General features: G+C 32.5%; 19 protein-coding genes. 12 read left to right on the top strand and 7 right to left on the bottom strand.

Features of this window, described 5'->3' with window-relative positions:
• Positions 1 to 28 precede the first annotated feature (28 nt).
• The gene (locus WAF17_RS11610; RefSeq protein ID WP_338759380.1) at positions 29 to 382 is read right to left on the bottom strand and encodes a hypothetical protein; all 354 of its coding nucleotides are present in this window, start codon (positions 380 to 382) and stop codon (positions 29 to 31) included.
• A 301-nt stretch (positions 383 to 683) separates the two neighbouring features.
• Between WAF17_RS11610 and WAF17_RS11605 the strand changes: the two genes are divergently transcribed.
• Positions 684 to 1,313: a Crp/Fnr family transcriptional regulator gene (locus WAF17_RS11605; RefSeq protein ID WP_338759377.1), complete on the top strand. Its 630-nt coding sequence runs from the start codon at positions 684 to 686 to the stop codon at positions 1,311 to 1,313.
• A gap of 155 nt (positions 1,314 to 1,468) precedes the next feature.
• Here WAF17_RS11605 and WAF17_RS11600 read toward each other — a convergent pair whose 3' ends face one another.
• Positions 1,469 to 1,900 (bottom strand): hypothetical protein, encoded by a 432-nt coding sequence (locus WAF17_RS11600; protein ID WP_338759374.1) that lies wholly within the window; start codon positions 1,898 to 1,900, stop codon positions 1,469 to 1,471.
• Between the two features lie 297 nt (positions 1,901 to 2,197).
• On the opposite strand from WAF17_RS11600, the gene WAF17_RS11595 reads away from it, so the two are divergent.
• Positions 2,198 to 2,959 carry an SDR family oxidoreductase gene (locus WAF17_RS11595; RefSeq protein WP_338759369.1) on the top strand — a complete coding sequence of 254 codons (762 nt, stop codon included), beginning with the start codon at positions 2,198 to 2,200 and terminating at the stop codon, positions 2,957 to 2,959.
• 358 nt (positions 2,960 to 3,317) lie between these two features.
• Positions 3,318 to 4,130: a sulfite exporter TauE/SafE family protein gene (locus tag WAF17_RS11590; RefSeq protein ID WP_338759366.1), complete on the top strand. Its 813-nt coding sequence runs from the start codon at positions 3,318 to 3,320 to the stop codon at positions 4,128 to 4,130.
• A 33-nt stretch (positions 4,131 to 4,163) separates the two neighbouring features.
• Here WAF17_RS11590 and WAF17_RS11585 read toward each other — a convergent pair whose 3' ends face one another.
• Both WAF17_RS11585 and WAF17_RS11580 read right to left on the bottom strand, forming a co-directional pair.
• A complete protein-coding gene (locus WAF17_RS11585) occupies positions 4,164 to 5,546 on the bottom strand; it encodes a S41 family peptidase (protein WP_338759362.1) in 1,383 nt (460 codons plus the stop codon).
• A 218-nt stretch (positions 5,547 to 5,764) separates the two neighbouring features.
• Entirely contained in the window at positions 5,765 to 6,298 is a 534-nt protein-coding gene (locus WAF17_RS11580) for a DUF4442 domain-containing protein (RefSeq protein ID WP_338759359.1), read from the bottom strand.
• Positions 6,299 to 6,976: 678 nt separating this feature from the next.
• On the opposite strand from WAF17_RS11580, the gene WAF17_RS11575 reads away from it, so the two are divergent.
• Positions 6,977 to 10,375, top strand: a complete 3,399-nt coding sequence (locus tag WAF17_RS11575) for a GEVED domain-containing protein (RefSeq protein ID WP_338759356.1) — start codon at positions 6,977 to 6,979, stop codon at positions 10,373 to 10,375.
• Between the two features lie 400 nt (positions 10,376 to 10,775).
• Here WAF17_RS11575 and WAF17_RS11570 read toward each other — a convergent pair whose 3' ends face one another.
• Positions 10,776 to 11,861: a complex I subunit 1 family protein gene (locus WAF17_RS11570; protein ID WP_338759354.1), complete on the bottom strand. Its 1,086-nt coding sequence runs from the start codon at positions 11,859 to 11,861 to the stop codon at positions 10,776 to 10,778.
• A gap of 255 nt (positions 11,862 to 12,116) precedes the next feature.
• Here WAF17_RS11570 and WAF17_RS11565 point away from each other — a divergent pair, with 255 nt between their 5' ends.
• On the top strand, positions 12,117 to 13,226 hold the full coding sequence (locus WAF17_RS11565; protein ID WP_338759351.1) for a hypothetical protein: 1,110 nt from the start codon (positions 12,117 to 12,119) through the stop codon (positions 13,224 to 13,226).
• A gap of 157 nt (positions 13,227 to 13,383) precedes the next feature.
• On the top strand, positions 13,384 to 13,899 hold the full coding sequence (locus WAF17_RS11560; RefSeq protein WP_338759348.1) for a DUF2147 domain-containing protein: 516 nt from the start codon (positions 13,384 to 13,386) through the stop codon (positions 13,897 to 13,899).
• A 75-nt stretch (positions 13,900 to 13,974) separates the two neighbouring features.
• Here WAF17_RS11560 and WAF17_RS11555 read toward each other — a convergent pair whose 3' ends face one another.
• Entirely contained in the window at positions 13,975 to 14,712 is a 738-nt protein-coding gene (locus tag WAF17_RS11555; RefSeq protein WP_338759346.1) for a response regulator, read from the bottom strand.
• A gap of 47 nt (positions 14,713 to 14,759) precedes the next feature.
• Entirely contained in the window at positions 14,760 to 15,833 is a 1,074-nt protein-coding gene (locus WAF17_RS11550) for a histidine kinase (protein WP_338759344.1), read from the bottom strand.
• A 283-nt stretch (positions 15,834 to 16,116) separates the two neighbouring features.
• Between WAF17_RS11550 and WAF17_RS11545 the strand changes: the two genes are divergently transcribed.
• From WAF17_RS11545 to WAF17_RS11520, 6 genes are all read left to right on the top strand, one after another.
• Positions 16,117 to 18,516 (top strand): outer membrane beta-barrel family protein, encoded by a 2,400-nt coding sequence (locus WAF17_RS11545; RefSeq protein WP_338759342.1) that lies wholly within the window; start codon positions 16,117 to 16,119, stop codon positions 18,514 to 18,516.
• 113 nt (positions 18,517 to 18,629) lie between these two features.
• On the top strand, positions 18,630 to 19,727 hold the full coding sequence (locus WAF17_RS11540) for a helix-turn-helix domain-containing protein (RefSeq protein WP_338759339.1): 1,098 nt from the start codon (positions 18,630 to 18,632) through the stop codon (positions 19,725 to 19,727).
• Between the two features lie 359 nt (positions 19,728 to 20,086).
• Complete coding sequence (locus WAF17_RS11535; protein ID WP_338759336.1) at positions 20,087 to 21,682, top strand: nuclear transport factor 2 family protein; 1,596 nt, start codon at positions 20,087 to 20,089, stop codon at positions 21,680 to 21,682.
• 16 nt (positions 21,683 to 21,698) lie between these two features.
• A complete protein-coding gene (locus tag WAF17_RS11530; protein ID WP_338759333.1) occupies positions 21,699 to 22,967 on the top strand; it encodes a serine hydrolase domain-containing protein in 1,269 nt (422 codons plus the stop codon).
• A 17-nt stretch (positions 22,968 to 22,984) separates the two neighbouring features.
• Positions 22,985 to 23,446 carry a DUF4440 domain-containing protein gene (locus WAF17_RS11525; RefSeq protein WP_338759330.1) on the top strand — a complete coding sequence of 154 codons (462 nt, stop codon included), beginning with the start codon at positions 22,985 to 22,987 and terminating at the stop codon, positions 23,444 to 23,446.
• 172 nt (positions 23,447 to 23,618) lie between these two features.
• Positions 23,619 to 24,719, top strand: coding sequence for a serine hydrolase domain-containing protein (locus WAF17_RS11520; RefSeq protein WP_338759327.1), 1,101 nt, complete (start codon positions 23,619 to 23,621; stop codon positions 24,717 to 24,719).
• Positions 24,720 to 24,898 lie beyond the last annotated feature (179 nt).

The raw sequence follows: 24,898 nt of genomic DNA, 5'->3' as shown, positions 1-24,898 counted from the left end.
AGTCACTTTTTTAGAAAGTAGGATTGATTTAGTTAGAAATAGATCTTCTTAACAGGTCGTCTGTAATAGTAACATAAGTAATGTTATCGTACTCATCAATGTTAAGGACTAAGAAATAGATGTTTTCGCCATCCCATAATTTGATTTCACAACGTCCACCATTTGAAAGAGGAATATCTATACTATTATTTGGCATTAAGTAATCTTGTCCTAATTCTGGCATTACATTTCCACTCCAACCATTCAAAAAATGGATATAGATTCCTTCAATAGTAACACTAGCTTCTGATTGAAGTCTTACTGTGTTTTGAGCTGCTGCATTGTTAGCAAAAAAAGTAGAAAGTCCGATAAATAATAAACTGATAAAAAGAAATTTTTGCATTGCCGTTTTATTTTGAGATAAATGAATTTATAAAAAGAACAGTGATTTTTTCTGTAATTATTTATCACAAAAGTAGTGGGGACTACAAAAACTGACAATAGGGCATTTGGGGTATTTTTAGTGAAATATACATTTTTATTAAATTATATTTATAATAAATTGCACTTTAGTTATCTAGGAATGTGTAATTTGAATATTTTTTTAGTTTTTTGATGAAAAATACCTCAGCTTTTACAAAACAAAAGAACTTGAAATAGATTTTATCTTTACCAAAACATCAATTTTAACTTATAAGTAAACTATGCTTCAAACTTTTACAGAGTTCAAAACTTCGCCAGAACTCACTCAAAAACTCTATGACAATAGTATCATCAAAAATTACGATGCAGGAGATGTTATTTTGGAAGAAGAATCATCTATTCGCTCTATTCCAATTATTGCAAAGGGAAGTATTCGTGTTATCAGAACAGAAGAAGATGGTAGGGAAATTTTCCTTTATTATATCAAATCTGGAGAAAGCTGTATTATGTCTTTTTTGGGAGGAATGCACAATGAATCTAGTAAAGTGCGTGCAGAGGTAGAAGAAGATGCTGAAATTTTGTTTTTACCGATTGATAAAGTAATGCTTTTTATAAAAGAATATCCTGAATGGCTGGATTATATTTTTAGGTTGTATCACAAGCGTTTTGAGGAGCTTTTGGATGTTGTCAATGCAATGGCTTTTAAGAAAGTGGATGAACGACTTTTACATCTTTTACAGAAAAAAGTAGAACTAACAGGCTCAAAAACCATCTCTACTACACACGAACATTTAGCCAACGAACTTGCTACTGCTAGAGTCGTAGTTTCAAGGCTTTTAAAACAGCTTGAAAATAATGGAGTGGTAGAACTTGGCAGAAATAAAATTACGATTCTAAAATCAGTAAATTAAATAATTTCTATTCTCTTTTAATTATGATGGTACTTTTAGAAGACTATCAATCATTAAAAAGATGCTTTTTGTACAAAGCTTTGTCAGAGTGATTCTTGATTACCATAAAAAACTACTGACAAAGCTTGAGTGAAGATATATTTACCTTTCACAAATTATTCAGCAGTTACATTAGAAGATAATCGGTTTAATATCCAATTATGTGCTTCTTCTGTATTGTCAAAGTACTGTACCTCAAAAGTCTGAGTCCCTTTATCACCCTCCATAGTTTGTTCGATAGAAAGCTGTGCAATAAATTCTTTGGATACAATGATAGCATATTTTTTTAACCCTGCTGCTATAAAACGAGGAAAAACCTCATTATCTACCCAACTTTGTAGCTCAATAGTGATAGTAAAAGCAAAGCTTCGTGTATCATCTAATATATATTTTGCATTTTGTTCTTCAGCACACTCTGCTATTTTATTTACCTCTTTGCGAAAGGTATCTGTTTCAAGATCTTCAGTTTTTGAAGTCCAAGATTTTGAGAGTAAAGATTTAGATTCATCAAAGTTGATGGTTTGATAGTCGCTTTTGTAGATTTCCATGATAGTGTATTTTTATAGTTGAATAATTATGATGTTTTTTTAAACACAAGATAGAATAGGACATTATCCTTATCATAACTTCAGGTTTGATTCTAAATATAGTTATTTTTTTTTAAATAATAATAATAATGTAACTGATTTATAGCATTTAGGACAATACTGCTTGAGAGTTTTATATATTACTTTTTGAATATTTTTTATGAAAAAAAAATGATTTTTCAGTTAGTGTTTAAATATTTTATATATTGGATTTTATACTTTTATCCTAATAAACAAATAACCATTTAATTATTCATTATGTCTAGATTTCAAGATAAAGTTTGTATTGTTACAGGTGGAGGCAGTGGTATCGGATTAGCTGCAGCTCGTTTATTTTTAGCAGAAGGTGCAAAAGTCATGATTAGTGGACGCACAAAAGAGAAGTTAGATAAAGCGTGTGAAGAGCTTGGAAGTGATAAAGTACGCAGTATAAAAGCTGATATTTCAGTCGCTACTGACCGTCAGGCTCTTGTAAATGAAACGGTAAAAGCCTTCGGAAAAATAGATGTGTTACATATTAATTCGGGTATTGCTAAGGCAGCTCCTATTGAGCAAATGACAGAAGAAATGTACGATGAAGTGTTTGCTATTAATCTGAAAGGACCTTACTTTTTAGTACAAGCAGCTCTTTCAGAGATGAATGACGGGGGAGCGATTGTATTTACAGGTTCTATTTCTAATCAAATAGGGCAACATTCATTAAGTGCCTATGCTTCAAGTAAGGCTGGATTACGTTCACTTACCCGAACATTTAGTGCTGAATTACTCCAACGCAAAATCCGTGTTAATATGGTTAGTCCAGGGGTTACACAAACACCTATCTTAAATATGCCAGGTCTTTCAGCAGAGCAAGTACAGGGAATGATTCATGCTCTAGCTTCTCAAAACCCAATGAAACGTATCGGACAGCCAGAGGAAATAGCTAAAGCAGCTTTATTTTTAGCTTCTGAAGATTCCTCTTATATGTTAGGTACAGAAATTATTGCTGATGGAGGGTTTACACAATTACAACTCACTTAATAATTAGCTAGTTTGTAATTTGAAATGAAACTCAAAATTAAAGAAACCGAATAGTCTGTCTAAAGCAAATTATTCGGTTTTTTTATTAGTAGCTTTGTTATGAGTTGCCTTTAAATTTTATTGCATTACAAATACATTATCCATTGGGTTTATTAAAAACATCAAATACTGTTCTATTTAAAACAAAAATTCAATAAATAAACCAGTTATAAGTATTGCTTTAAGGCTTCTCAAATAGCTTGAAAATAATAAAGTAGTAGAATTAAGTGGAAAAAATACGATTCTGTAACAAAAGTAGCTGATATAAAATTTTAAATTCCTCTTCTTTGTAAGAAAAAAGACTTTACTTTTTACGATTATGATAGAATTTATAGGTTATTTTTCGGCTATTTTTATTGGTGTTTCACTTGGTCTGATTGGAGGAGGAGGAAGTATTCTGACTGTTCCAGTTTTGGTATATTTGTTTAGTATTGAGCCTGTGGTGGCGACGGCATACTCACTTTTTGTGGTCGGACTAACAAGTAGTGTAGGTGCATTCAATTATTTTAAGCAAGGTTTGGTCAGAATGAAAACAGCCTTAGTTTTTGGGATTCCCTCTATTTTTTCAGTTTTCTTGACAAGAAACTATTTAGTTCCTGCTATCCCTGAGGAAGTTTTTAGTGCTGGAAGTTTTGTTCTGACAAAAGGAATTTTCTTGATGGCACTCTTTGCTGTCTTGATGATTTTGGCTTCTTACAAAATGATTATGTCTAAAAATACAGCCTCAAAAGAAGCTCCTCAAAATATAGATGTAGAGAAAAAAGCTTTCAATTATCCAATGATAATTATTCAAGGTTTGGTAGTTGGTATGATAACAGGTTTGGTGGGTGCAGGAGGTGGATTTATTATTATTCCTGCTTTGGTTTTCTTGTTAGGTTTGGAGATGAAAGAAGCTATCGGAACATCACTTACCATTATCACACTCAATTCTTTCTTTGGTTTTTTGGTTTCCCAAAATCAATTACAAACCGATTGGGTATTGCTTTTATCGCTTTCTGCTATGTCTATTTTAGGAATTTTTGTAGGAATGAAACTCTCAAAGCGTATAGATGGAAAAAAACTAAAACCTCTTTTTGGTTGGTTTGTATTGATAATGGGAAGTTATATTTTGATGAAGGAATTGTTTTTTTAGAAAATAGAATCATTGTAGAAACAGAAAATACTTTTAATTATCATTAATCTTCTTCAACAATTCATTCAAAATTTCATCATCTTCATCCAATAAATAGTCTTTTATTATAATATCTGGAATTACTCCTTCTTGTTTTTTGCTTCCATTGATACGCACAATATACCCCTTCGAAACAGCGATTGGAATTTTTGTGTTAGGTAACGAATACTGAAAAATAGAAGCATACAATGAAGGATAATCGCCTGTTTCTTCGCCTACAATTGTAGCGAAATCATAATCTTGTATTTGTGCTGCTGTTACGGCTGACTGTGAATGTGATTGTCTGTTTACCAAAACATAAACCTTTCCTTTAAACCTTTTCTTTTTAGTCTGAGGTTGATATTCTTCAAACTCATATTTATATATTTCCCCATCTTTTTTAGTGAGGACTTTTTGCCAGTAAACTTCGGTAGTATCAAAATTTTGTCGTGTATGCTCTTTCAAAAATTTGCTTGTTTTGAGTGTAAACTCTGAATTCCATTTAAAAGGTTTATTTGCAAAATAGGAAATCAAATAATCACTAAAAGAATCATCACCACCTCCGTGATTACGAATATCTATGATTAGGTTTTTACTTTTCTGTTTTTTGATTTCGGTAAAGGCTGAATCTATAAAGTTCTGATAGAGTTTTTCATCTCCTGAAAAATTCCCAACATGAAGATAAGCCGATTTTTTAATAAATTTCAATTCTCTTGATGGATTGATAATTTCATTTCGCTTCATTTCATACTCTTCGATTCCTTTTACTGCTTTGAGTGTATATTTTTGCGTTTTTCCATCTTCTTTTACTTCAATCTCAAAACTATCCTGTTTTCCAAACATCTGCCAGTAAAACCTTGGAAAAGAAAGCAATTCTATCTTGACATTTTTAAAATACAGACGTTCGGCTGAAATCTGTGGATATATTTTGGCTAAAACTTCATTTATAGATTTTCCATTAATACTTAAAACTTCTGAACCAATTTTTATATTTTGATTGTCTGACCAGTTTTTTCGGATTAGAGGTTTATTGTCTTCAAAAGCAATTTCTAAAGGAAAAAGAGTGCCACCAGCATAGACATATTCTCCATACGATTGAATAGGAAAAGTAATTCCTGTATGTCCATTTTTTGCAAAAGCTGCTAGTTTTTGATATAAATTTGAGGTTTCTAGCAAACTTAAAGAATCTTTTTGAATAGAATTTTTGATAGATGAGTAGGCAGAATCAAAGGTTTCTTTGGAAGTATAAGCATACAAATTATAGTGAGCATCTTTCAAAGATGTATAAAGATAATCTAGATCTTCTAAAACAGCTTCTTTAGAAAACATAGAAGATGATTGCCCAAAAGTAGAATAAGAAAATAAGAGAAAAACAAGAGTAGAGTATAGTCGTTTCATAGTTTGAATGATTATTTTTACCAAGAAAGATTTATTTTGTCGGTTCTATATGGTTTTAGTTGTAATTTGAAGAATCCAATTTATCAGTCACCTTCATGTCAGATAATTTGCTTTAGTTTGAGCTATACTGACACCTTTGAGATGTCTGACAGAAGGAAGTAAAACTAAATTCATAAAGAAACTCTTATTGTTGTAAAATGTATTTTATAATAATATAGTTATCGTTTTTGTTCTGTCCTTCTTTTTCTCTTCTCTCTATAATACTGCTTTGTAGCCACATAAATAGTTTTTCTGACTTCACAATAAACGATTGATTTGTCTTTGCTAGTGATAAAGGTTGTTTTGATAATTTCTATTTCATTATTTTTTTCTACATCTGCTTTTATTTCTTCTACCTCTTCTAATGTATAAGTAAACTCTGCATAGACATTTTCTTTTGCTGGTCTTTTAAAGAATACTTGTGCTGATTTGTCCCAAACAACATATTCATCTCCAATAATATTGATGAGCTGTACCATCGGAATAGGGTCGACGGCAGAAAATAAACTTCCTCCAAAGATAGAGTTTACATAATTTCTGTTTTTATAACTTAGTGGAAGTTTCATTTTTATATGCAGTAAATCTTTAGAGACTTCTGTAAGCCTTCCTGTACTGCGCCTATACATTGGCGATAAATTAAATCCATATTTGAATAGTTTATCCTTGCCAATGTATTTTGAGCCAATGGCTGCAATTTTTTGATAGATGGACATCTTGTGCTTTTTATTTATTACACACCAAATTTACGATATAGTTATTTGATACTCTCTTATCCGACCGAATTTGTCTAAAATATCGCAATATAAAGTAATAACGTAAATAATTCAGCTATTCTTTTAGAAACAATATGAAAACTAAGCTTATAGTTAATATAACTGTATTTCTTAAAAAAAAGCACATTGAAATGATTTATCTAAGATTTAGGCTTTTGATTAATGTTTGTGGTTAGATAGTTAAACAGTTTTTGTTTTTTAGTTATACTATTAAGTTTTTTTATGCTAAAGGTATCTTTTTTTAGTTATATCAATTTATTTTGAAAATAGCTAGATAAGTTTTATTAAAAGGCTTTTTTAAAGGTAATCAAAGAAATGTTAGGAGTGTAAAAAGTTTTTTTTAAGAAAAGTATCGCTAATACAGCTAAAAAACCTAATAAGGTTATTCATAAAATAGTTATATAAATACCTAAAGGTTAAATAATAGCGTTTAATATTCTGCAAATAATGCGTTTTTCAAAATTAAAGTTCAGAAAAATGTTGGATTACAAGTTTTTTATCTATATAATTGCAATATGTTAGTATTTCATACACTAATCAGTAGAAAACGAAATACTCTTTATCTAATAAAAAATAGACTCTAATCAATCATTTTTACCCCTTTACACAATTATTATTATGCAACTCAGAAAAAAAATAGGTTTAGCTGCCCTACTAGCAGGGCTTAGTTTTACAGCCTACGGACAAAATCAACAAGAGAGAACTAAAATTCTTTCAGAAACGAACGTAGTCAAACTAAAACAAATTGCTAAAACCAAAACCAAACTTTATAATCAGCGAAAAGCTGAAGCAATTCAGATTGCTAAAAAGAAAGGACTTAAAGTATTTCAAAAATTAAAAGATGGAAGAATAGCCGAACTACAATTTATTGATAGATTCGGAAATCCAATATATTATGTAACTTCTAGCAATCTAAATGCAGCTAAAACTACACGTGCAGACAAACTTTGGTCAGGTGGAAGTTTAGGTTTAAATTTGAACGGACAAGGAATGATTGTAGGGGAGTGGGACGGTGGACCTATTCGTGCTACACACCAAGAGTTTGGAGGTAGAGTGAATCAAAAAGATGGTGTTCCTTTTACATCTGCTAACGGTAATAATGACCACGCTACACACGTAGCAGGTACTATGATGGCAGCAGGAGTAAATAGTAATGTTAAGGGTGCATCGCATCAATCTACACTTTGGGCAAACGAATGGAATAATGATGAGGCAGAAGTAACAAGTCAAGCAGCCGAAGGATTAATTCTTTCAAATCACTCTTACGGATATAACTCGCAATACCTTTCTACTTATCAATTTGGTTATTATGACGACCAAGCTGCTACGTGGGATGAAATTACTTATAATGCTCCTTATTTTCTTCCTGTAAAAGCAGCAGGAAATGATAGAGGAAGTTATAATACTGGTAAAGGTGGTTATGATTTGGTAACTGGGTTTGCGACTTCGAAAAATGCACTTGTTGTGGCAGCCGTTTCTGCTGTAACAAATTATACAGGAGCAAATAGTGTTAATATGTCAAGTTTTAGTTCTTGGGGGCCAACAGATGACGGACGTATTAAGCCAGATATTTCGGGTTGTGGTGTAAGCGTTTATTCTACCTCAAGTGGAGGAAACACATCATATAATACGAAGTCAGGTACTTCAATGGCAAGTCCTAATGTAACAGGAACATTATTGCTTGTACAACAACATTACAAAAACTTAAATAGTGGCAACTTTATGCGTTCGGCTACTTTGAGAGGTTTGGCTATTCATACAGCTGATGAAGCAGGTAGTGCAGACGGTCCTGATTATCGTTTTGGTTGGGGATTATTAAATGCTGAAAAAGCTGTAAATCTTATCTCAAACAGAGGAACAAGTTCAGTAATTGACGAAAAAACATTAGCTAATAACGGAACATATTCTTTACAAGTAACTGCAACAAGTTCTGCTCCTTTAGAAGTTACTGTTTGTTGGACAGACCCTAAAGGTACACCAGTTTCAGGCAATCAAGTAGATAATGGTGCAATTATGCTTGTAAACGATTTAGATGTACGTGTAACAGGTGGTGGAAGTACAAATTTTCCTTGGATACTAAACCCTGCTTCTCCAAATAGTGGAGCAACAAAAGGCGATAACTTTAGAGATAATGTAGAAAAAGTATATATTGCTAATCCAGTTGCTGGACAGACTTATACAATTACAGTTTCACATAAAGGTTCTTTACAATCTGGTGCACAGGCATATTCTTTAATCGTATCTGGAGCAGATTTGGGTGGTACAACTCCTACAACGTGTGCTGTTCCTAGTGGATTAAACTCTTCAAACATTGCTAATACAACAGCTACACTCAGTTGGAATGCTGTAAGTGGTGCAGTAAGTTATGATGCTCGTTTTCGTCAGTCTGGAACATCTACTTGGACAAACTTAAACGGTAACACTTCTACTTCACGTAACATAACAGGTCTTACAGCAGATACAAACTACGAATTTCAAGTTCGTACAAACTGTTCGGCTTCTTCAAGTGCATATTCTTCAAGTGCTACATTTACTACAACTGGTGGAACAACAACTCCAACCTACTGTGTTTCAAAAGGAAATGATAGCTCTTATGAATGGATTGCTGGTGTACAAATTGGCTCATTCAGTAATACAAGTGGAGACGATGGTGGTTATGTAGATAGAACTTCTACAACTGTAACTTTAGAACAAGGAAGCGCAAATGCTCTTACTCTTACTCCTGGATTTTCTGGAAGCACTTATAATGAATATTGGAAAATTTGGATTGATTTTAATAAAGATGGAGACTTTGAAGATGCAGGTGAATTAGTTTTTGATGCAGGTTCGTTGAGTAGTTCTGCTGTTTCAGGAACATTAAATATTCCTTCAAATGCAGCTACTGGAACAACACGTATGAGAGTATCTATGAAATATAATGGTTCTCAAACTGCTTGTGAAACTTTCACATACGGCGAAGTTGAAGATTATTCTGTAAATATTCCTAAAAGCTCAACACCTTCTTGTGGTCTTCCTACTGGCTTGGCTACTTCGGCAGTAACGTCTAGTTCATTTACAGCATCTTGGTCAGCAGTTAGTGGTGCAGTTTCTTATGATGTTCGTGTACGCTCTAATGGAGGAAGCTGGTCTTCTTTTAATAGCACTTCTACCTCTCTTAATATTACAGGTGCAGCAGCATCTACTGCTTATGAAGTTCAAGTACGTGCAAATTGTTCTTCTGTGAGTAGTGCATATTCTTCAAGTGTATTTGTTACAACTTCTGCACCTCCAGCACTAAATTATTGTGCATCTAAAGGAAATAGTGTTGCTGATGAATGGATTCAGCGTGTACGTTTGGGTTCTATTGATAATAATTCTGGTGCAAACGGTGGTTATGCAGATTTCACAAACCTTTCTACGACACTTGCAACAGGAAGTAATTATACAATTACAATTAATCCTGCGTGGGCTGGTAGAACATATAGTGAAGCTTATAACGTATGGATTGATTATAATCAAGATGGAGATTTTAATGATGCTGGTGAAGCTGTTTATTCACGTAGTCGTTCTACAAACACACAAATAAGTGGTTCATTTACAGTTCCTTCTTCTGCTTTAGGTGGCGCAACTCGTATGCGTGTAACAATGAAATACAATGCAAATGCTACTCCTTGTGAAACATTCTCTTATGGAGAAGTAGAAGATTATACAGTAGTAATTAGTTCTGCTAATAAAGCAAACTTTAATAAAGCACAAGCTAATTCAGTAACCTCTCAAAACGATGTCATTTCTTCAGATTCGGATTTTGCTTTCCTTGCTTATCCAAATCCTGCAAGTTCTTCATTAAATGTTCGTTTGGGTTATTTTGGAATCAATTCTGAATTGGTAGTGTATAGCGTTACAGGCTCGGAAATGATACGCACTTCACTTGACAAACAAAATACAACTCTTGATATTTCTAAATTGGCAAGAGGAATGTATATTTTGAGTGTAAATAATGGACGTGAAGTAGAAACAATCAAATTCATAAAAGAGTAAAATCTCAAACTTTTATGTAAAATCAAAAAGGCGATTCTGTTTGAATCGCCTTTTTTTGTGCTGTATTTTAAATTACGATTATAATACTAAAATAACGTGAACTCGGGATTATACCTACTGATTGTCATATAGTTAGCCTGTTCTTTTTAATCTTCGATGCTGCCCTTTCGGGCTGACCTTGATTAAAAGTAGATCAGTCTCGTTAGAGCAGACCGAAAGTAGCTTTCCTTGTAGATAGAGAGATATTTCAGACTGTTTTTAATACCGAGTTCACGTTAAAATAAAAGCTATTTTTTCCCTCTAAACATATATCGTTCAAGCATCTTGCTTGGAAGCTCTTTTTCTTCAGCATATGCTGACCAAACAATCAGTACAAGATAAAATCTTGCACTAGAAAAACTCACAAAAAAACCTTCCAAAAAGCTGTCAGAACAAGCATAAAAAGAGAAAAAGGAAGTAAATATTTCCAACACATACTCATCAGTTGATCGACACGCAAACGAGGAAAACTCCAACGAATCCACATCTGAATCAGAATAAAAATAAATGTTTTGCTCATCAGCCAAAAGAAAGACCATAAGTAACTAGAAAAATGTCCTAATTCTCCACTTGTGTAAGTTGCTAACTCAAAACCTCCTATGTTTGGAAAAGGCGTATTCCAACCTCCAAAAAATAAAATGCTTGTTAGAAGTCCTATCAAAAGCATCATTCCGTATTCAGAAAGCATCAAAAATGCCCAACGCATTCCAGAATATTCCGTTTGAAAACCTGCCACTAGTTCTGATTCAGCTTCTGGAATATCAAATGGCGTTCGATTAGCTTGTGCAAGACCAGAGATAAAAAATATCAGAAAAACGATAAAGAAAAAAGGCATTGAAATAATATTCCAAGACAAAACTCCTCCTATATTTTGAGTTTCGATAGTTAGAAAAGAAATCCCAAATAAATACGTCGTTTGTTCTGCAAAAATTCCTTGCATTTGGCTAATTTCCTGCAAATCTAAAGAGCCATTCCAAACGACAACACACAAAACAGAAAGACCTAAAGGAAGCTCGTACGAAACCATTTGAGCAAGTGAACGAACAGCACCATACAAAGAAAACTTGTTAGAAGAAGCCCAACCAGCCATCAAAATTCCAATAACATCTAGGGCTACAATTCCTATCCAAATCAAAATTCCTAGAGGCATTTTAGTTTCAGAGTTTGCTGTAAATGGAATTATTGAAAACCCTGCAAAAACAGCTACAAAAACCAAAATAGGAGCAAACTTAAATAAAAAACGATTGGTAGAAGCAGGAATAATATCTTCTTTGAAAAGTAATTTTATGACATCAGCGAATGTTTGTAGAAACCCAAACTTACCTGTTTCGGTAGGGCCAATACGGTCTTGAATAAAGGCAGAAACTTTACGCTCTACATATACACCGACAAGCGTATTAAATAAAATTAGAGAAAGTGTCAGAAATATTGTGAAAATAATAGACATACTATTATATTTGATAGTAAAAATGTATAATAATAGGCAAGATGAGACAATCACAAACTTATACTACAATTATTAGAATTTTATTTTAAAGATTTATATTTTTTCAAAATTTCATTCTTAATATTCGTTTTTTAAAGAAATGTTAATATATTAGTGATTGAATTGAAAACTTGTCAATTCTAAAGTTTAGTTTCTGCTTACCTATTATTATAGTATATACAAAATTACACACAAACCTTATAAAACCTTGATTTCATGAACAAAAGATACCGTTTTTTTGCTATTGCCTTTTTTTGTTGCTTTTGCTTTTTTGGTAATTCATTCTTTGCAAATGCACAAGTAGATACAGGCGACGTTATAGAGTCTGATGATGATTTAGACTTTGATATGGACGGCTTTGAAGAGGCTGACGATACAGTTATCAAACAATACTGTAATAATAAAATAAATAATCTAAACCCAACTACACTCGTAGGCTTGAGTTATGACTTTATGTTTGGTGCAGAATTAGAGTCCACTAACCCTGATGATAGCGATAGCACTTTCAGTTATAATTCTCCTATCAGTCTGAATCAAGGAATTCGTTTAGATGCTAATGTTCCTTTAGTTTCAAAGAGTAATATCATTCTGAATGCTACTTTTTCGTACTGGGAAAGTCGTTATAACTTTGACCAAGTAGATACTAGAGACCCTCTAGCCGTCTCTTTGAATAATAACGGTCTTCGTACAGCTACTTTGGGTGTTTTGGCTTTCAAACCCCTTGATGAAAAGCATTTTCTTATTTTTCAAGCTGCCACTTCACTTAATGGAAATTATACCTTCGGAACGTATGATTTCGGAGAAGTTGAGCCAGACTTTGGAAAGATGAAATATACAGCTTCTCTTCTTTATGGATGGAAAAAAAGCGATAACCAAAATATAGCTGTTGGTCTTACTCGTACGTATCGTGGTGGTCGTTTGCTTCACATTCCTATTTTCCTTTGGAACAAAACATTTAACAGCAAATGGGGAATGGAATTACTCTTACCTGCTCGTGGTGGTATTCGTTATAATTTCTCTGCGCTCTCTTCAATCAACTTTGGTTATGAGCTAGAAGGACAAAGTTACCTTCTTCAAAATTCTCCAAGCGCACCAGACCTTTTTGCAACAAACAATTATGAATTGAGAAAGTCTGAAATTCGTGGTCGTATTATGCTTAACCAAGCACTTTCTAGTTTTATTCGTCTGAATATTCAAGCTGGTGTTGCTCCTGCTTACCGTTTTGATTTGGAGGATGATGGCAGCAATGATGGTAATCAAGTTTCAGTAGGAAGTTTAGGTTTACCTATGTATTTTCGTATTGGTCTCAATTTTGTAAGTCCTTAATTGATAAAGAATTAACTTAAAAAAAAGGCTGAAAAATAATCATTTATATAAAAGGCATAGTTTTTGGATTTTCACTAGATAAATAGCTAAAACTATTACTTTGCATATCAATTTTACTAAACCTATTCAGACAACACTTTAAACTTTAAAACTCATTATGAAAAAACTTCATATCTTATTCATTGCTCTTTTTGCTTCTTTATTTGTTCTTACAAGCTGGACAGCTGCAGAATATTATGCTCCAATGCCAGATAACCCTGGTGATATTTTGTTAGGCGACTGGAGACCTAGTAATGGTCGTTCTGTAATTCGTATTTCTAAAGGAGAAACGAAAAAAGGGCAAGACCCAGATAAATACTATGGACGTATTGTATGGTTAAAAGAAAAAAACAATGACGACGGTACTCCTCGTGTAGATGTAAATAACCCAGACGAATCAAAACGCTCTCAAAAAATATTAGGTCTGACAAATATGAGAGGCTTAGAGTTCGTAGGAGATGAAAATGACTTAGTTTGGGAAAATGGAAATATCTATGACCCAAATAATGGTTCTGATTATAGCTTTGAAATGACTATGGACAAGAAAAATACAAATATTGTAGATGGACGTGGTTATATTGGTGTTTCAATGTTTGGTCGTACTGATACATGGAAGCGTTTGGTTAGAAAATAAGAACTACTTTCTTCTTTGACGCAAATTTCATAAAAGCTCTTTCTATTTGTTTAGGAAGAGTTTTTTTGTGTCTTCTCAAAACATCAATTTTTTCAAGTTTTCCATATATCCACGACTTACACGCACTACATCATTATTCTGCATTACTACATCATAACTATTTGTATATTTATTGACTTCCTTTATAAAATGAATATTTATCATCGAAGAGCGATGCACACGCACAAAAAACTCTGGATTTAGCTTTTGTTCTAATACGCCTATTCCAAAGTTGCTTACAAAAATTCCTTCATCAGTTACAAGTTTTGCATAATCTCCGTAGGCTTCTATCCAAATGATTTCTTTTGTAGAAATATTGATGAGTTTTTTATTATGCTGAACTAAAATGCGTTTGGGATAGGAGTTTTGTTCCATCATCAGATTTTCTGTCAGAGGTTGAAGAGCCGTTTGAGGTTGAAAAAAATTGAGCTTATTCATTGCAGCTTCAAAGCGCCTTGCTGTATATGGTTTCAATAAATAATCAATCGCATTGACTTCAAAGGCTTGCATGGCATACTCATCATAAGCCGTAGAAAAAATGATTTTTGGTAACTCTTCCAAATGCTGCAATACTTCAAAGCCAGTAAGTGCAGGCATTTGAATATCCAAAAAAATCAAATCTGGTTTAAATTCATTAATAACTTTTACAGCATCAACGCCATTGTTTGCTTCTGCTACAACAAAGAAATTTTCATAATTCTCTAAATACTCTTTTATCAATTTTCTTCCTGCTGCCTCATCGTCTATGACAGCTACTTTTTTTAATTCGTTCATTTTTATAAATATTGAATTTGTGAAAAGCGAGCCTTTTATCTACTAAATTACAATTCGAATTTAACTATCAGTCCTTTCGGGTAATTATCTTCCACAATTAATTCAGAATTATACATTTTTTCTAATCGTAACTTTGTATTTGTTAGTCCTACTCCTTTTTCAAAAACAGTGTTTTTTTCTTCTTTAATCCCAATTCCTGTATCACTTATTTCAAAATGTAATTTCTCATTTTTTTCATAAATAGCAACTACAACTTTTCCACCTTCTATTAGTGGAGATATTCCATGTTTCACTGCATTCTCTACCAAAGGCTGCAAAATCATTGGAGGAATTTTTTTATTCAAGACAGTTTTATCTACATTTATTTCCACTTCCAAACGATTTTCGAAACGAGCTTTCTCCAACGCTAAATAACTTTTTACAAATTCTAATTCCTCACTTACTGTAACCAAATCTTGACGAGAGGCTTTTAATTGATAACGAAAAAGGTCTGAAAGTTCTGCAATTAATTGTCTTGTTTTCTCTTGCTCTGGAGGAATAGCTGCATTTATAGTATTAAAAGCATTGTATAAAAAATGAGGATTCAGTTGTGCTTTCAAAGCTGAAAGTTCACTTTGTAGAGCTGCTTCTTTTAAAATAGCTTCTTCTTTTAGTTGCTTTTGGTTTTGAGAATAATAATGATAAGCGTGAAAAATCCCGAATTGCAAAATATAGAAAAGTGCTGGAATATAAATATCCCAAATCTGCCCGTTTCCTTGTAAGTGATAAAAACCCAAATAATCACAGGCTTTGTAATAGCAAAATCGAAAAGTAAAAGCAAAAATAGGTAAAGCCACCAAATGAACTGAGAGACGAAGCCAAAGAGGATGTTTTTTCAGACCTCTAAAGACAAGCCACCAAATTGGTATAGTAAGGATAAGTTTGATGCCATAATTGAGCAAACCACTATCAAAAAAATCTAAGAAATTAAAAAGATCTTCTATCTTCTGACGTTCTGCTGGACGGTTGAGCCATAGCGTAACATAGTAGCTATACCCAGAAAAAATATAGAAAACAATTACAAAAGCTAATTCGTCAAGTCTAATTCCTGCTATTTTTTTTGAACGTAATTGGTGTATCATAATAATCTTGATTCCTCAACGACGCTGAAAAGCTCGTTGACGGTTGTAAAAAGTTATCAAAGCTAAGTCTTCCATCTTAAAATAATAAATATAATCTGATGAATTACCATATAATCCGACGAATGACAAAACCAGTTTTATTGATTTAATTTCAACAGCTTATAGTGCCACTTATCGGAAACGGAGTGCATCTTAGTGTTCATAATGAGATATTTGTTTCATACATTTTTCAATAACACAGCCGTTGTTTGTGTCCTCACAAACGACATTTAACTTATTTATTATGAAATCACTTTTTTATATTTTCGCTCTTTACTTTTTAGTTTTATCAGGTTTTGCACAAAGCTATTCTATAAAAGGCATTGTAGAATCTGAAACTAACGAGCCTATTTCTTTTGCAGCCGTTGGGCTAATGAACCAATCTGACTCTTCACTTGCTAAAGCTACCATAGCCGATGACGAAGGAAAATTTCGTTTGGTCGGCATTTCGGAAGGCAATTATTTTATTACTATTTCTAGTGTTGGTTATGATAAATTTAATCAAAAAATTAAAGTTTTAAATGAAAGCCTTGATTTAGGAAAGCTGATTTTGAAATCCAATAACGTTTTGGAAGCCGTAGAAGTAAAAGTTCAAAAACCGTTAGTAGAAGTTTTTGCAGACAAAACAGTTTTCAATGTAGAAGGAACAATCGCAGCAACAGGTTCATCAGCTTTAGAAGTTTTGAGAAAAGCACCAAGTGTGATTTTGGATAATAACGACAACTTAATGGTAGAGGGAAAAACAGGCGTACAAGTTTATATTGATGGAAAACAATCTGTTTTGCAGGGCGAAGCTCTTACCAACTATCTCAATACGTTACAGGCTTCTGATATTGAAAGTATAGAAATTATTACGCAACCGTCTTCTAAATACGATGCAGCAGGAAGCGCAGGGATTTTGAATATTAAGCTAAAGAAAAATAAAAATTTTGGAACAAATGGAAGTGTAGGAGTTGGTTATTCAGTTTGGGAAAATCATAGAATGAATAGTTCTTTGTCGCTGAATAATCGCACAAAAAAGACAAATACATTTCTGACTTATAGTAATCGCCTTGGCAAAACAGGTAGTTTTATTAATCTTTATAGAAAACAAAATGATTTAATTTTTGATGCTCAATCCGAAACCCTTAGAGATAGAAATAGTCATAATTTCAGAGCAGGAACAGATATTTTCGCAAGTGAAAAAAGTACGTTTGGCGTTTTGGTTACAGCAAATTTGAGTGATAATTATTCAGAAACTGACACAGATACACCCATTTCAAGACAAGACACAGGCGAAACACTGCAAGTTTTGAAGGCTGATAATACAAACGATTCAGAGTTTTATAATCTTTTGGGAAATCTAAATTACCGTTACGAAGATACATTAGGGCATTCGTTTAATGTAGATTTAGATTATGGAAAGTATGATGCAAAGTCAGATAGCTACCAGCCAAATTTGTATTATAATGCTAATGAAACAGAAGTTTTGAGTAGCGTAATTTTTGAAATGATAGCGCCAACTACGATTGATATTCTGACAGGAAAAATAGATTATGAACAGAATTTTTTGAAAGGAAAACTAGCCTTAGGAGTAAAAGCATCGCAAGTAAAGACAGATAATACTTTTAAGTTTTATGATGTTTTGGATGGAAATTCTGTTTTGAATACAGACCAAAGTAATCAGTTTTTTTACACAGAAAATATCAATGCAGCGTATTTCAATTATAACAGAAAATGGAAAAAAATGAACCTCCAGTTTGGTTTGCGTGTAGAAAATACCGTTTCTGATGGAAAGCTAAACAGCACACAGGAAGAAAATAATGAAAGAGTAAAGCGAAATTATACTAACTTCTTTCCAAGTGGTGGACTGACCTATAAGCCAAACCGTCAAAATTCTTTTGCGCTGACATATAGTAAAAGAATAGAAAGACCAAATTATCAAAACCTAAATCCATTTGAAAGACAGCTAAGTGAGCTAAGTATTGCCAAAGGAAATGCCTTTTTGCAGCCACAATATATTGATAATATCAAACTTTCACACACTTACAAATACACACTCAATACTTCGGTAAGTTATAGCTATGTTCAAGATTTTTTTGCACAAGTTACACAGGCTAGAGATGAGCGAAGAAGTGTTTTGCAAACTCAAAATGTAGCTAGTCAAGAGGTTTGGAGTTTTTCTTTGAGTTATCCGTTTAATGTTACAAAGTGGTGGAGTGTTTATACAAGTTTGAATGCTTATCATAGTGCTTACAAAGGAACAACTGATGCTTTTTTGTCTATTTCTCAAAATACTGTTTCAGGCTATGGACAGAATACATTTTCACTTCCTAAAGATTTTAAATTTGAGGTTTCTGGTTGGTTTAGTTCGCCTTCGGTTTGGGGAGGAACGTATCAGACAAAAAGTTTGGGTTCGCTTAATTTAGCTCTACAAAAGAAATTTTTAGATGATAAATTTTCTCTTCGTTTGTCGCTCAACGATGCTTTGTTTACTTCGCCTTGGCGTGGAATGACAGAATTTGATAATGTAGTCATTGATGGAAATGGTGGCTGGGAAAGCCGTCAGTTTAGAATCAATTTGAGTTATAATTTTGGTAGCAAACAAGTAAAATCAGCTAGAAAACGTAAGACGGCTGCTGATGAGGAAAGTGGTAGGATTTAGTAGAAAATTCTTCATAAAAAATAGTATAGACATTGTCTTGAAAGGCAATGTCTATTTTTGTTTTAGTAAATTGTCATTTTCTAAAAGAATACTTCATTTCTAGTTGTTTATTTATGGGTTTAGAAAGACAAATTCTATTTTTCTTTAGTGCTTTAGGCGCATTCAATGGATTTTTATTGGCTGCTTACTTTACATTTTTCACTCAAAAAAAGTCCTCAAATTATTTCTTGGGTGGTCTTCTGTTAGTGATTAGTGTTCGGATAACGAAGTCTATATTTCTATTTTTCAATGAAATATTATTTGATATTTTCAGACAAATTGGACTTTCTGCTTGCCTACTAATTGGTGTTTTTCTGTATTTTTTTATAAAAGCTAGTAAATCTACTAAGGAAAAAGAAAATCATGTAAAAAGAAATTACTGGTGGCTTCATGTAACTTTTTGGTTAGCTACTATTCTAGTTTTTAGCTATTCCTATCCTTATTCAGAAAACCGTTTGACTTGGGGATATTTTGTTTCGCTCATCTATCTACAATGGTTTGTCTATATTTTACTTTCTGCTTGGGAGTTGAAAAGTGAAATCAAACAATTATTTTCCAAAGACAAAGCACTTGATGAAACTCAAATCTGGCAAATCAACATTTTTTTTGGAGTATTCATTATCTGGGTGGCTTATGTTTTTGGGGCGTATGCCTCTTATATTGTTGGTGCGTTGTCGTTTTCGTTTGTGTTTTATGTCTTGGGGCTTATTTGGTTTTTGAAGCGTTCTAAAATGAGAAATACAGAAAGTCAGATTGTAAAATTAGAGGATAACAATGAAGAAAAACCTATACAAACTCCTGTAAAATACGCCAATAAAAAAATAGACGAAGAGGAAGCTCAAGAACTACAATTAAAACTTGAAAGAATTATTAGAGAAAAAGAACTATTCAAAGATCCTAACCTCAAACTCCCAGATTTAGCAGAAAAATTGAATATTTTACCTCATCATTTATCACAATTTCTGAATGATAATTTGAATAAAAGTTTCCCACTTTACATCAACGAATACAGAATTGAAACTGCCAAAAAGCTCTTGCTTCAAAATCAAACCCATACTTTAGAAGCTATTGGTTATGATTGTGGTTTCAACTCAAAATCTACATTTTTCTCTACTTTTAAAAAGATAACAGGTTTTACACCAGCAAGTTACAAGAAAAAAATCATAAAATAATCAGTCTGCATTTTACCTAAAATAGTCTTGATTTATAAATCTGTACTACGGAATTATAAATCAAAACCTATGTCTTGTCGTGCTTACGTTTCTTTGTGTCAAGACAAATCTAAAAAAACAGATTATTTGACGCAATGAAAGATTTTAAATTCTTATTTCTTGCACCAAACAGTTTCAAACTGACTAGTACTTCTACTTAAAAGAAAGTGCCTTTGGTGGATTCTAAACAATATCATTATGGAAATATAGTCATCAAACCAATTACTGACTGTATTTTAAAAACATAAATTATTGTTTAGGAAGAATTTTCCTCACTCGTCATCATCAAAATCTCAATTATCAATTTAATCAATATAAAGATGACTTCGAAAAAAATCATTCTATCAATCTTGACATTATTTTTCTTTGGGTATCAAATACAGGCACAAAGCTTAAACGATACGACTCTTCTAGAAGAAGAAAAAATTATAAATGTAATTGAAAATTATATAGTAGGAACATCCTATAATTATCCAGACAAATTGAAATCGGCATTTATTCCAGAAGCAAAGCTGTTTCTAGACAAGGAAAACGAACCACTTTTTGTAGTAAGCATAGAAAAATATGCAGAAGCTGTTGGAAGAAGTGAAGCTGGAAAATTCAATGGCAGAACAACAAATATACTTTCTATTGATAGGTTTCAAGGTATTGCCACAGCAAAACTAGAGGTAATCATTCCAGGTCTTGAAAAGAGATTTATTGACATGCTTCTTCTAAAAAAGTTAGAAGATGGATGGAAAATAATTAGCAAAACGGCTGGGAGTGAGCCAAGCCAAAGGCAAGTTAAAAAAGTATTGATAGTAACATCAAGTCATATAAAGAAAGAAAATACTACACTTACTACTGGTAACAGCTTTTCAGAAATAGCAATTGCATATTCTGAATATCAAAAGGCTGGATATCATGTAGATTTTGTTAGCCCAAAAGGAGGAAAAATACCTTTAGCGTATATAAATCCTAGTGATAGCACACATCTATCTGCCTTGTATAATTCTGATTTTATGTACGCCATAGCTCATACTAAAAAACCTCTTGAAATAAAATCTACTGAGTATGACATAGTATTATTTACAGGAGGAAGTGCGCCATCATTTGACATTCCTCAAAATGCTGAAATTCAGGATGTTGCTATGAAAATATATAATCAAAATGGAGTGATTGCAGCAGTTTGTCATGGAACGTCAGGAATTGCAAATCTTAAAACTTCAGATGGAAGCTATTTGGTAAACGGAAAAAATATTAATGGTTATCCAAAAGAATACGAAAACCAAAATTCGCTTTTGTATCAAAACTTTCCCTTTATTATTGAAGAAGAAATAGAAAAAAATGGAGGTACATTCAAATACGGAGAAAGAGCAAAGGCATATTACGTTATAGATGGTAGATTAGTTACAGGTCAGAATTTTCAATCTTCAAAAGTAGTTGCTCAAAAAAGTATTGAAGTAAGTAAGAAAGTTGCAACAAACAATGATAGCAAGGTCTTTTATTCGAAAAAAACAGAAGAAGTCATTAAGCCTATCAAAGCACATCTAGAAAATACAGCTACTACAAAAACAGATTTGGAGCAGGTCAGAGCGACACTAATGGATTACATTGAAGGAACAGGAAACGGTCAGCCACAAAGATTACGACAAGCCTTTCATCCAGATTTCAACCTCTATACTGTGGAAGAAGATACCTTGTGGGTTCGTTCTGGAGAAAAGTATATTGCTGGAGTGAAAGAAGGAAAAAAGACAAGCCGAATAGGACGTATTATTTCTATTGACATCGAAAAAGATGCAGCTATTGCAAAAGCAGAAATTGTCGTACCAAACTGGAGAACTTTTACAGACTATTTTCTTCTTCTCAAATATGAAGGTTCTTGGAAAATAGTGCATAAAAGCTATTCTTGGAGAGAGATTTCAAAGAATAATTAAAACAAAACAACAAACTATGAAACATATATTTTTAATTACGACGATTTGCCTATTTATATCATGCTGTAAAAACCTTGATACTCATTCAAAAAGTGAAGTCATAAAAGTAGAGTCAATTACTGGTATCGTGAAAAACGGACAATTAGCTTTTGCCAGTAGATATGACACAATGTCAAGAGATTCTGATGTAGCTGTTGATAAGAACTCGTTATATCAAATAAGTTCTAATACTAAAAAAACGACATTATCAGATATTGTCAATGAAGAAGCTCAATTTTTCTTAGAAGACAAAAGGTTCAATGCTTTATCAATAGCAGTTTTTGACAATGGCGAAAGCTATATCGGACACTATGGAGAAATGGATAAAGGTCTGGGTAATAAACCAACAAATAAAACACTTTATGAGATAGCATCAGTATCAAAAACAATGACTGGGTATCTTGTAGCAAGTGCAGTAGAAGAAGGTAAATTGAAATTAGACGACGTTATCTATGACATACTTGGTACTCGGTATCAAAACCTCCAATATAACGGAGAACCTGTTAGGATTAAACATTTAATCACTCATACGAGTGGCTTACCTTTAAATATTAGAGGAGTTTCAGAATTGTATCAGAATCCTAGCTCAACTAGTTACAAAGAAGCTCAAAAAGTATTAACTAACTATTCTAAAGAAGATTTATTATTAGAAGTTCAGTCCTTAAAATTGACTCAAAAACCTGGAGAAAATTATGGGTATTCTAATATTGCACCTAACTTAATCGCCCATATTTTAGAAATTGTTTATAGCAAATCATTTGAAGAACTCTTAAAAGAAAAACTTTTTATTCCTGCAAAAATGCTCAATACTTGTATTAATCTCAATAATGAACAAAAAGCACTTCTTGCTAATGGATATAATGAAAACAATGAGTTGATGCCCAATTTTAAAGAGCCTATACAGCTATGGGGAGCAGCAGGACGAATTAAATCAAATTCTGAAGATTTATTGAATTATATAAAATGGCAACTAAATGAGAACAACTCTATCATAAAAAGGTCGCATGAGAAGTTATTTCACGATGTGGAAAATATTTGGATAGGTTACTATTGGGAGGTTATTGACCGTAATGTAGATGATTACATTGAACACCACGGTGGAATTTATGGAAGTCAAAACTGGATAATAATATTTCCGAAACAGAATGTTGGAGTATCTATTATCACTAATTCCAGTTTTCCTGAGGCAAATCAATTAATCAAGGAAACTGCAAACAAAATTATTAATAAAATTAATTACAAGTAAATATAAAAATTAATACAATGAGAAATTTATTTATTTTATCTATCATATTTTTGTGTTGGAATAGCTCTCAAGCACAAACATTTGTTGGTAAACAAAAACATATCAACCAAATTTTGGATAACACACGTAAATTTTCTGAATACGTAATGAAATCTGATTATGAAGGTATTGCTAATTGTTATACATCAGATGCGAAAATATTCCCTAACAACACCAAAATTCTTACTGGAAGAGATTCTATTATTTCTTACTGGGCTCTGCCAGAGGGAGTTGGAACTTTATTCCACAAAATCACGCAAAGTGAGATTCGCATTAATGGTAATGAAGCCTATGATTATGGATATTATGAAGGCAAAACAAAGTACGCAGATGGAAGAGAATCATCTTGGCAAGGTAAATATGTGATTGTTTGGAGACGAGAAAAAGGAGTGTGGAAAATATATTTAGACATTTGGAATAAAGTACCATTGAAATCATAAAATTTATTTTTTATAAAAAATAAACGAAAGAGTCTAATGAAAAATATGTTTCCATTTTCAGTTTTATTCTGATGAGTTGTAGTGCTATATCAGAGAAAGAAAACAGGCAAATTGAAAATAAAAATAATACAGATAGATTACTATTTATTTTACTTAAAGTCATTTTAAAAATATGAAAAATAACAATATCACGTACTTTCTACTAACATTAATTTTACTCATCACAGGCTGCAAGAATGACAAACCTACTACTAAAGAATCAATTCAAGAAATAAAGGACGATTACTCTGCAAGAATCGATAGTCTGATTTTGACTACATCACCACGAAAATTCAATGGCGTTGTGTTTATTACAAAGAATGGAGAAACGAAATACGAAAAGGCGTATGGATATTCTGATTTTGATAAAAAAACACCTATTAGTTCAAACGATAATTTCAGAATTCAATCAAATAGTAAGCAAATTACAGCAGTTCTTGTGTTGAAGGAGGTGGAAAAAGGAAATATAAATTTAGAAAGCACAATCAAAATATATTTACCAAACCTTGAGCAAACTTGGGCTGATACTGTAACTGTACATCAATTACTAAATATGTCTTCTGGAATTATTGATGTCAATGAGCCTCTACTTTTTGAAGCTGGTAAGGGATATAGATACAGCAACCCAGGGTATGGTTTGTTAGGTAATATTCTTGAACATGTTACTAAAAAAGAATATTCCGAACTTGCTAACAGCTTATTTGAAGAATTAAAAATGACAAACACATATTGTTATCAGCCTGATGGAGATAATAAAGGACTAGTCAATAGTTATTGGTTAGAAAGTAATGAGGTAAGTCTTGTTGCTTTTGATAGTATAGGCTTTACCAAAGAAAGTTGGAAAAGTTTTATTCCAGCAGGAGGCATAATTTCAAATGTTTCTGATTTGAACCTGTGGGATACTAAGTTACATAAAGGTAAAGTTTTGAGTACTGATTTCTATAACAAAATGACTATTCCAACTAATAAGGGAACACATGCAGCCTTTGATAACGATACTCTTGGCTATGCTTATGGATTGAGGGTACATGACCAACACCCCATCAAGCATTTAGGACATGGAGGTAGAGGAATAGGGTTTGTTTGTATCAAATTTTATATTCCTGAAAATGATATAGATGTTATTGTTTGGGAAAATATATATTGTCTTGATAATGATATTGAGCCTCTTGTAGTATATCATTTTGAAAATGAGATAAGAAAAATAGTATTGAGCAGTAGTCTTGTAGAGTAAGATTAACTTAGTTTTATAAGTTGAAATCAGTTAGAAAACGTAAAACGACTGCTGAAGAGGAAAGTGGGAGGGTTGAGTAGATAAATATCGAAGAACTCAATTTAAGTAAATTAACATCACTTTTTTTACTAAGAAAAACTCCTGCCTCTTGGAAAGAAGTAGGAGTTTTGTGTTTTTCT

This window comes from Bernardetia sp. ABR2-2B, from assembly GCF_037126435.1.
In the GTDB taxonomy this organism is placed as follows: domain Bacteria; phylum Bacteroidota; class Bacteroidia; order Cytophagales; family Bernardetiaceae; genus Bernardetia.
Note: the sequence above shows the minus strand (reverse complement) of the source record. Positions and strands in the feature narration are given on the sequence as shown.

Excerpts from the sequence above, each read along its gene's own strand:
- WAF17_RS11550 (WP_338759344.1), bottom strand. The coding sequence starts at position 15,833 with ATGATACACCAATTACGTTCAAAAAAAATAGCAGGAATTAGACTTGAC.
- WAF17_RS11540 (WP_338759339.1), top strand. The coding sequence starts at position 18,630 with ATGGGTTTAGAAAGACAAATTCTATTTTTCTTTAGTGCTTTAGGCGCA.
- WAF17_RS11585 (WP_338759362.1), bottom strand. The coding sequence starts at position 5,546 with ATGAAACGACTATACTCTACTCTTGTTTTTCTCTTATTTTCTTATTCT.
- WAF17_RS11600 (WP_338759374.1), bottom strand. The coding sequence starts at position 1,900 with ATGGAAATCTACAAAAGCGACTATCAAACCATCAACTTTGATGAATCT.
- WAF17_RS11565 (WP_338759351.1), top strand. The coding sequence starts at position 12,117 with ATGAACAAAAGATACCGTTTTTTTGCTATTGCCTTTTTTTGTTGCTTT.
- WAF17_RS11580 (WP_338759359.1), bottom strand. The coding sequence starts at position 6,298 with ATGTCCATCTATCAAAAAATTGCAGCCATTGGCTCAAAATACATTGGC.
- WAF17_RS11520 (WP_338759327.1), top strand. The coding sequence starts at position 23,619 with ATGAAAAATAACAATATCACGTACTTTCTACTAACATTAATTTTACTC.
- WAF17_RS11530 (WP_338759333.1), top strand. The coding sequence starts at position 21,699 with ATGAAACATATATTTTTAATTACGACGATTTGCCTATTTATATCATGC.
- WAF17_RS11590 (WP_338759366.1), top strand. The coding sequence starts at position 3,318 with ATGATAGAATTTATAGGTTATTTTTCGGCTATTTTTATTGGTGTTTCA.
- WAF17_RS11610 (WP_338759380.1), bottom strand. The coding sequence starts at position 382 with ATGCAAAAATTTCTTTTTATCAGTTTATTATTTATCGGACTTTCTACT.
- WAF17_RS11525 (WP_338759330.1), top strand. The coding sequence starts at position 22,985 with ATGAGAAATTTATTTATTTTATCTATCATATTTTTGTGTTGGAATAGC.
- WAF17_RS11555 (WP_338759346.1), bottom strand. The coding sequence starts at position 14,712 with ATGAACGAATTAAAAAAAGTAGCTGTCATAGACGATGAGGCAGCAGGA.
- WAF17_RS11570 (WP_338759354.1), bottom strand. The coding sequence starts at position 11,861 with ATGTCTATTATTTTCACAATATTTCTGACACTTTCTCTAATTTTATTT.
- WAF17_RS11595 (WP_338759369.1), top strand. The coding sequence starts at position 2,198 with ATGTCTAGATTTCAAGATAAAGTTTGTATTGTTACAGGTGGAGGCAGT.
- WAF17_RS11575 (WP_338759356.1), top strand. The coding sequence starts at position 6,977 with ATGCAACTCAGAAAAAAAATAGGTTTAGCTGCCCTACTAGCAGGGCTT.
- WAF17_RS11545 (WP_338759342.1), top strand. The coding sequence starts at position 16,117 with ATGAAATCACTTTTTTATATTTTCGCTCTTTACTTTTTAGTTTTATCA.
- WAF17_RS11605 (WP_338759377.1), top strand. The coding sequence starts at position 684 with ATGCTTCAAACTTTTACAGAGTTCAAAACTTCGCCAGAACTCACTCAA.
- WAF17_RS11535 (WP_338759336.1), top strand. The coding sequence starts at position 20,087 with ATGACTTCGAAAAAAATCATTCTATCAATCTTGACATTATTTTTCTTT.
- WAF17_RS11560 (WP_338759348.1), top strand. The coding sequence starts at position 13,384 with ATGAAAAAACTTCATATCTTATTCATTGCTCTTTTTGCTTCTTTATTT.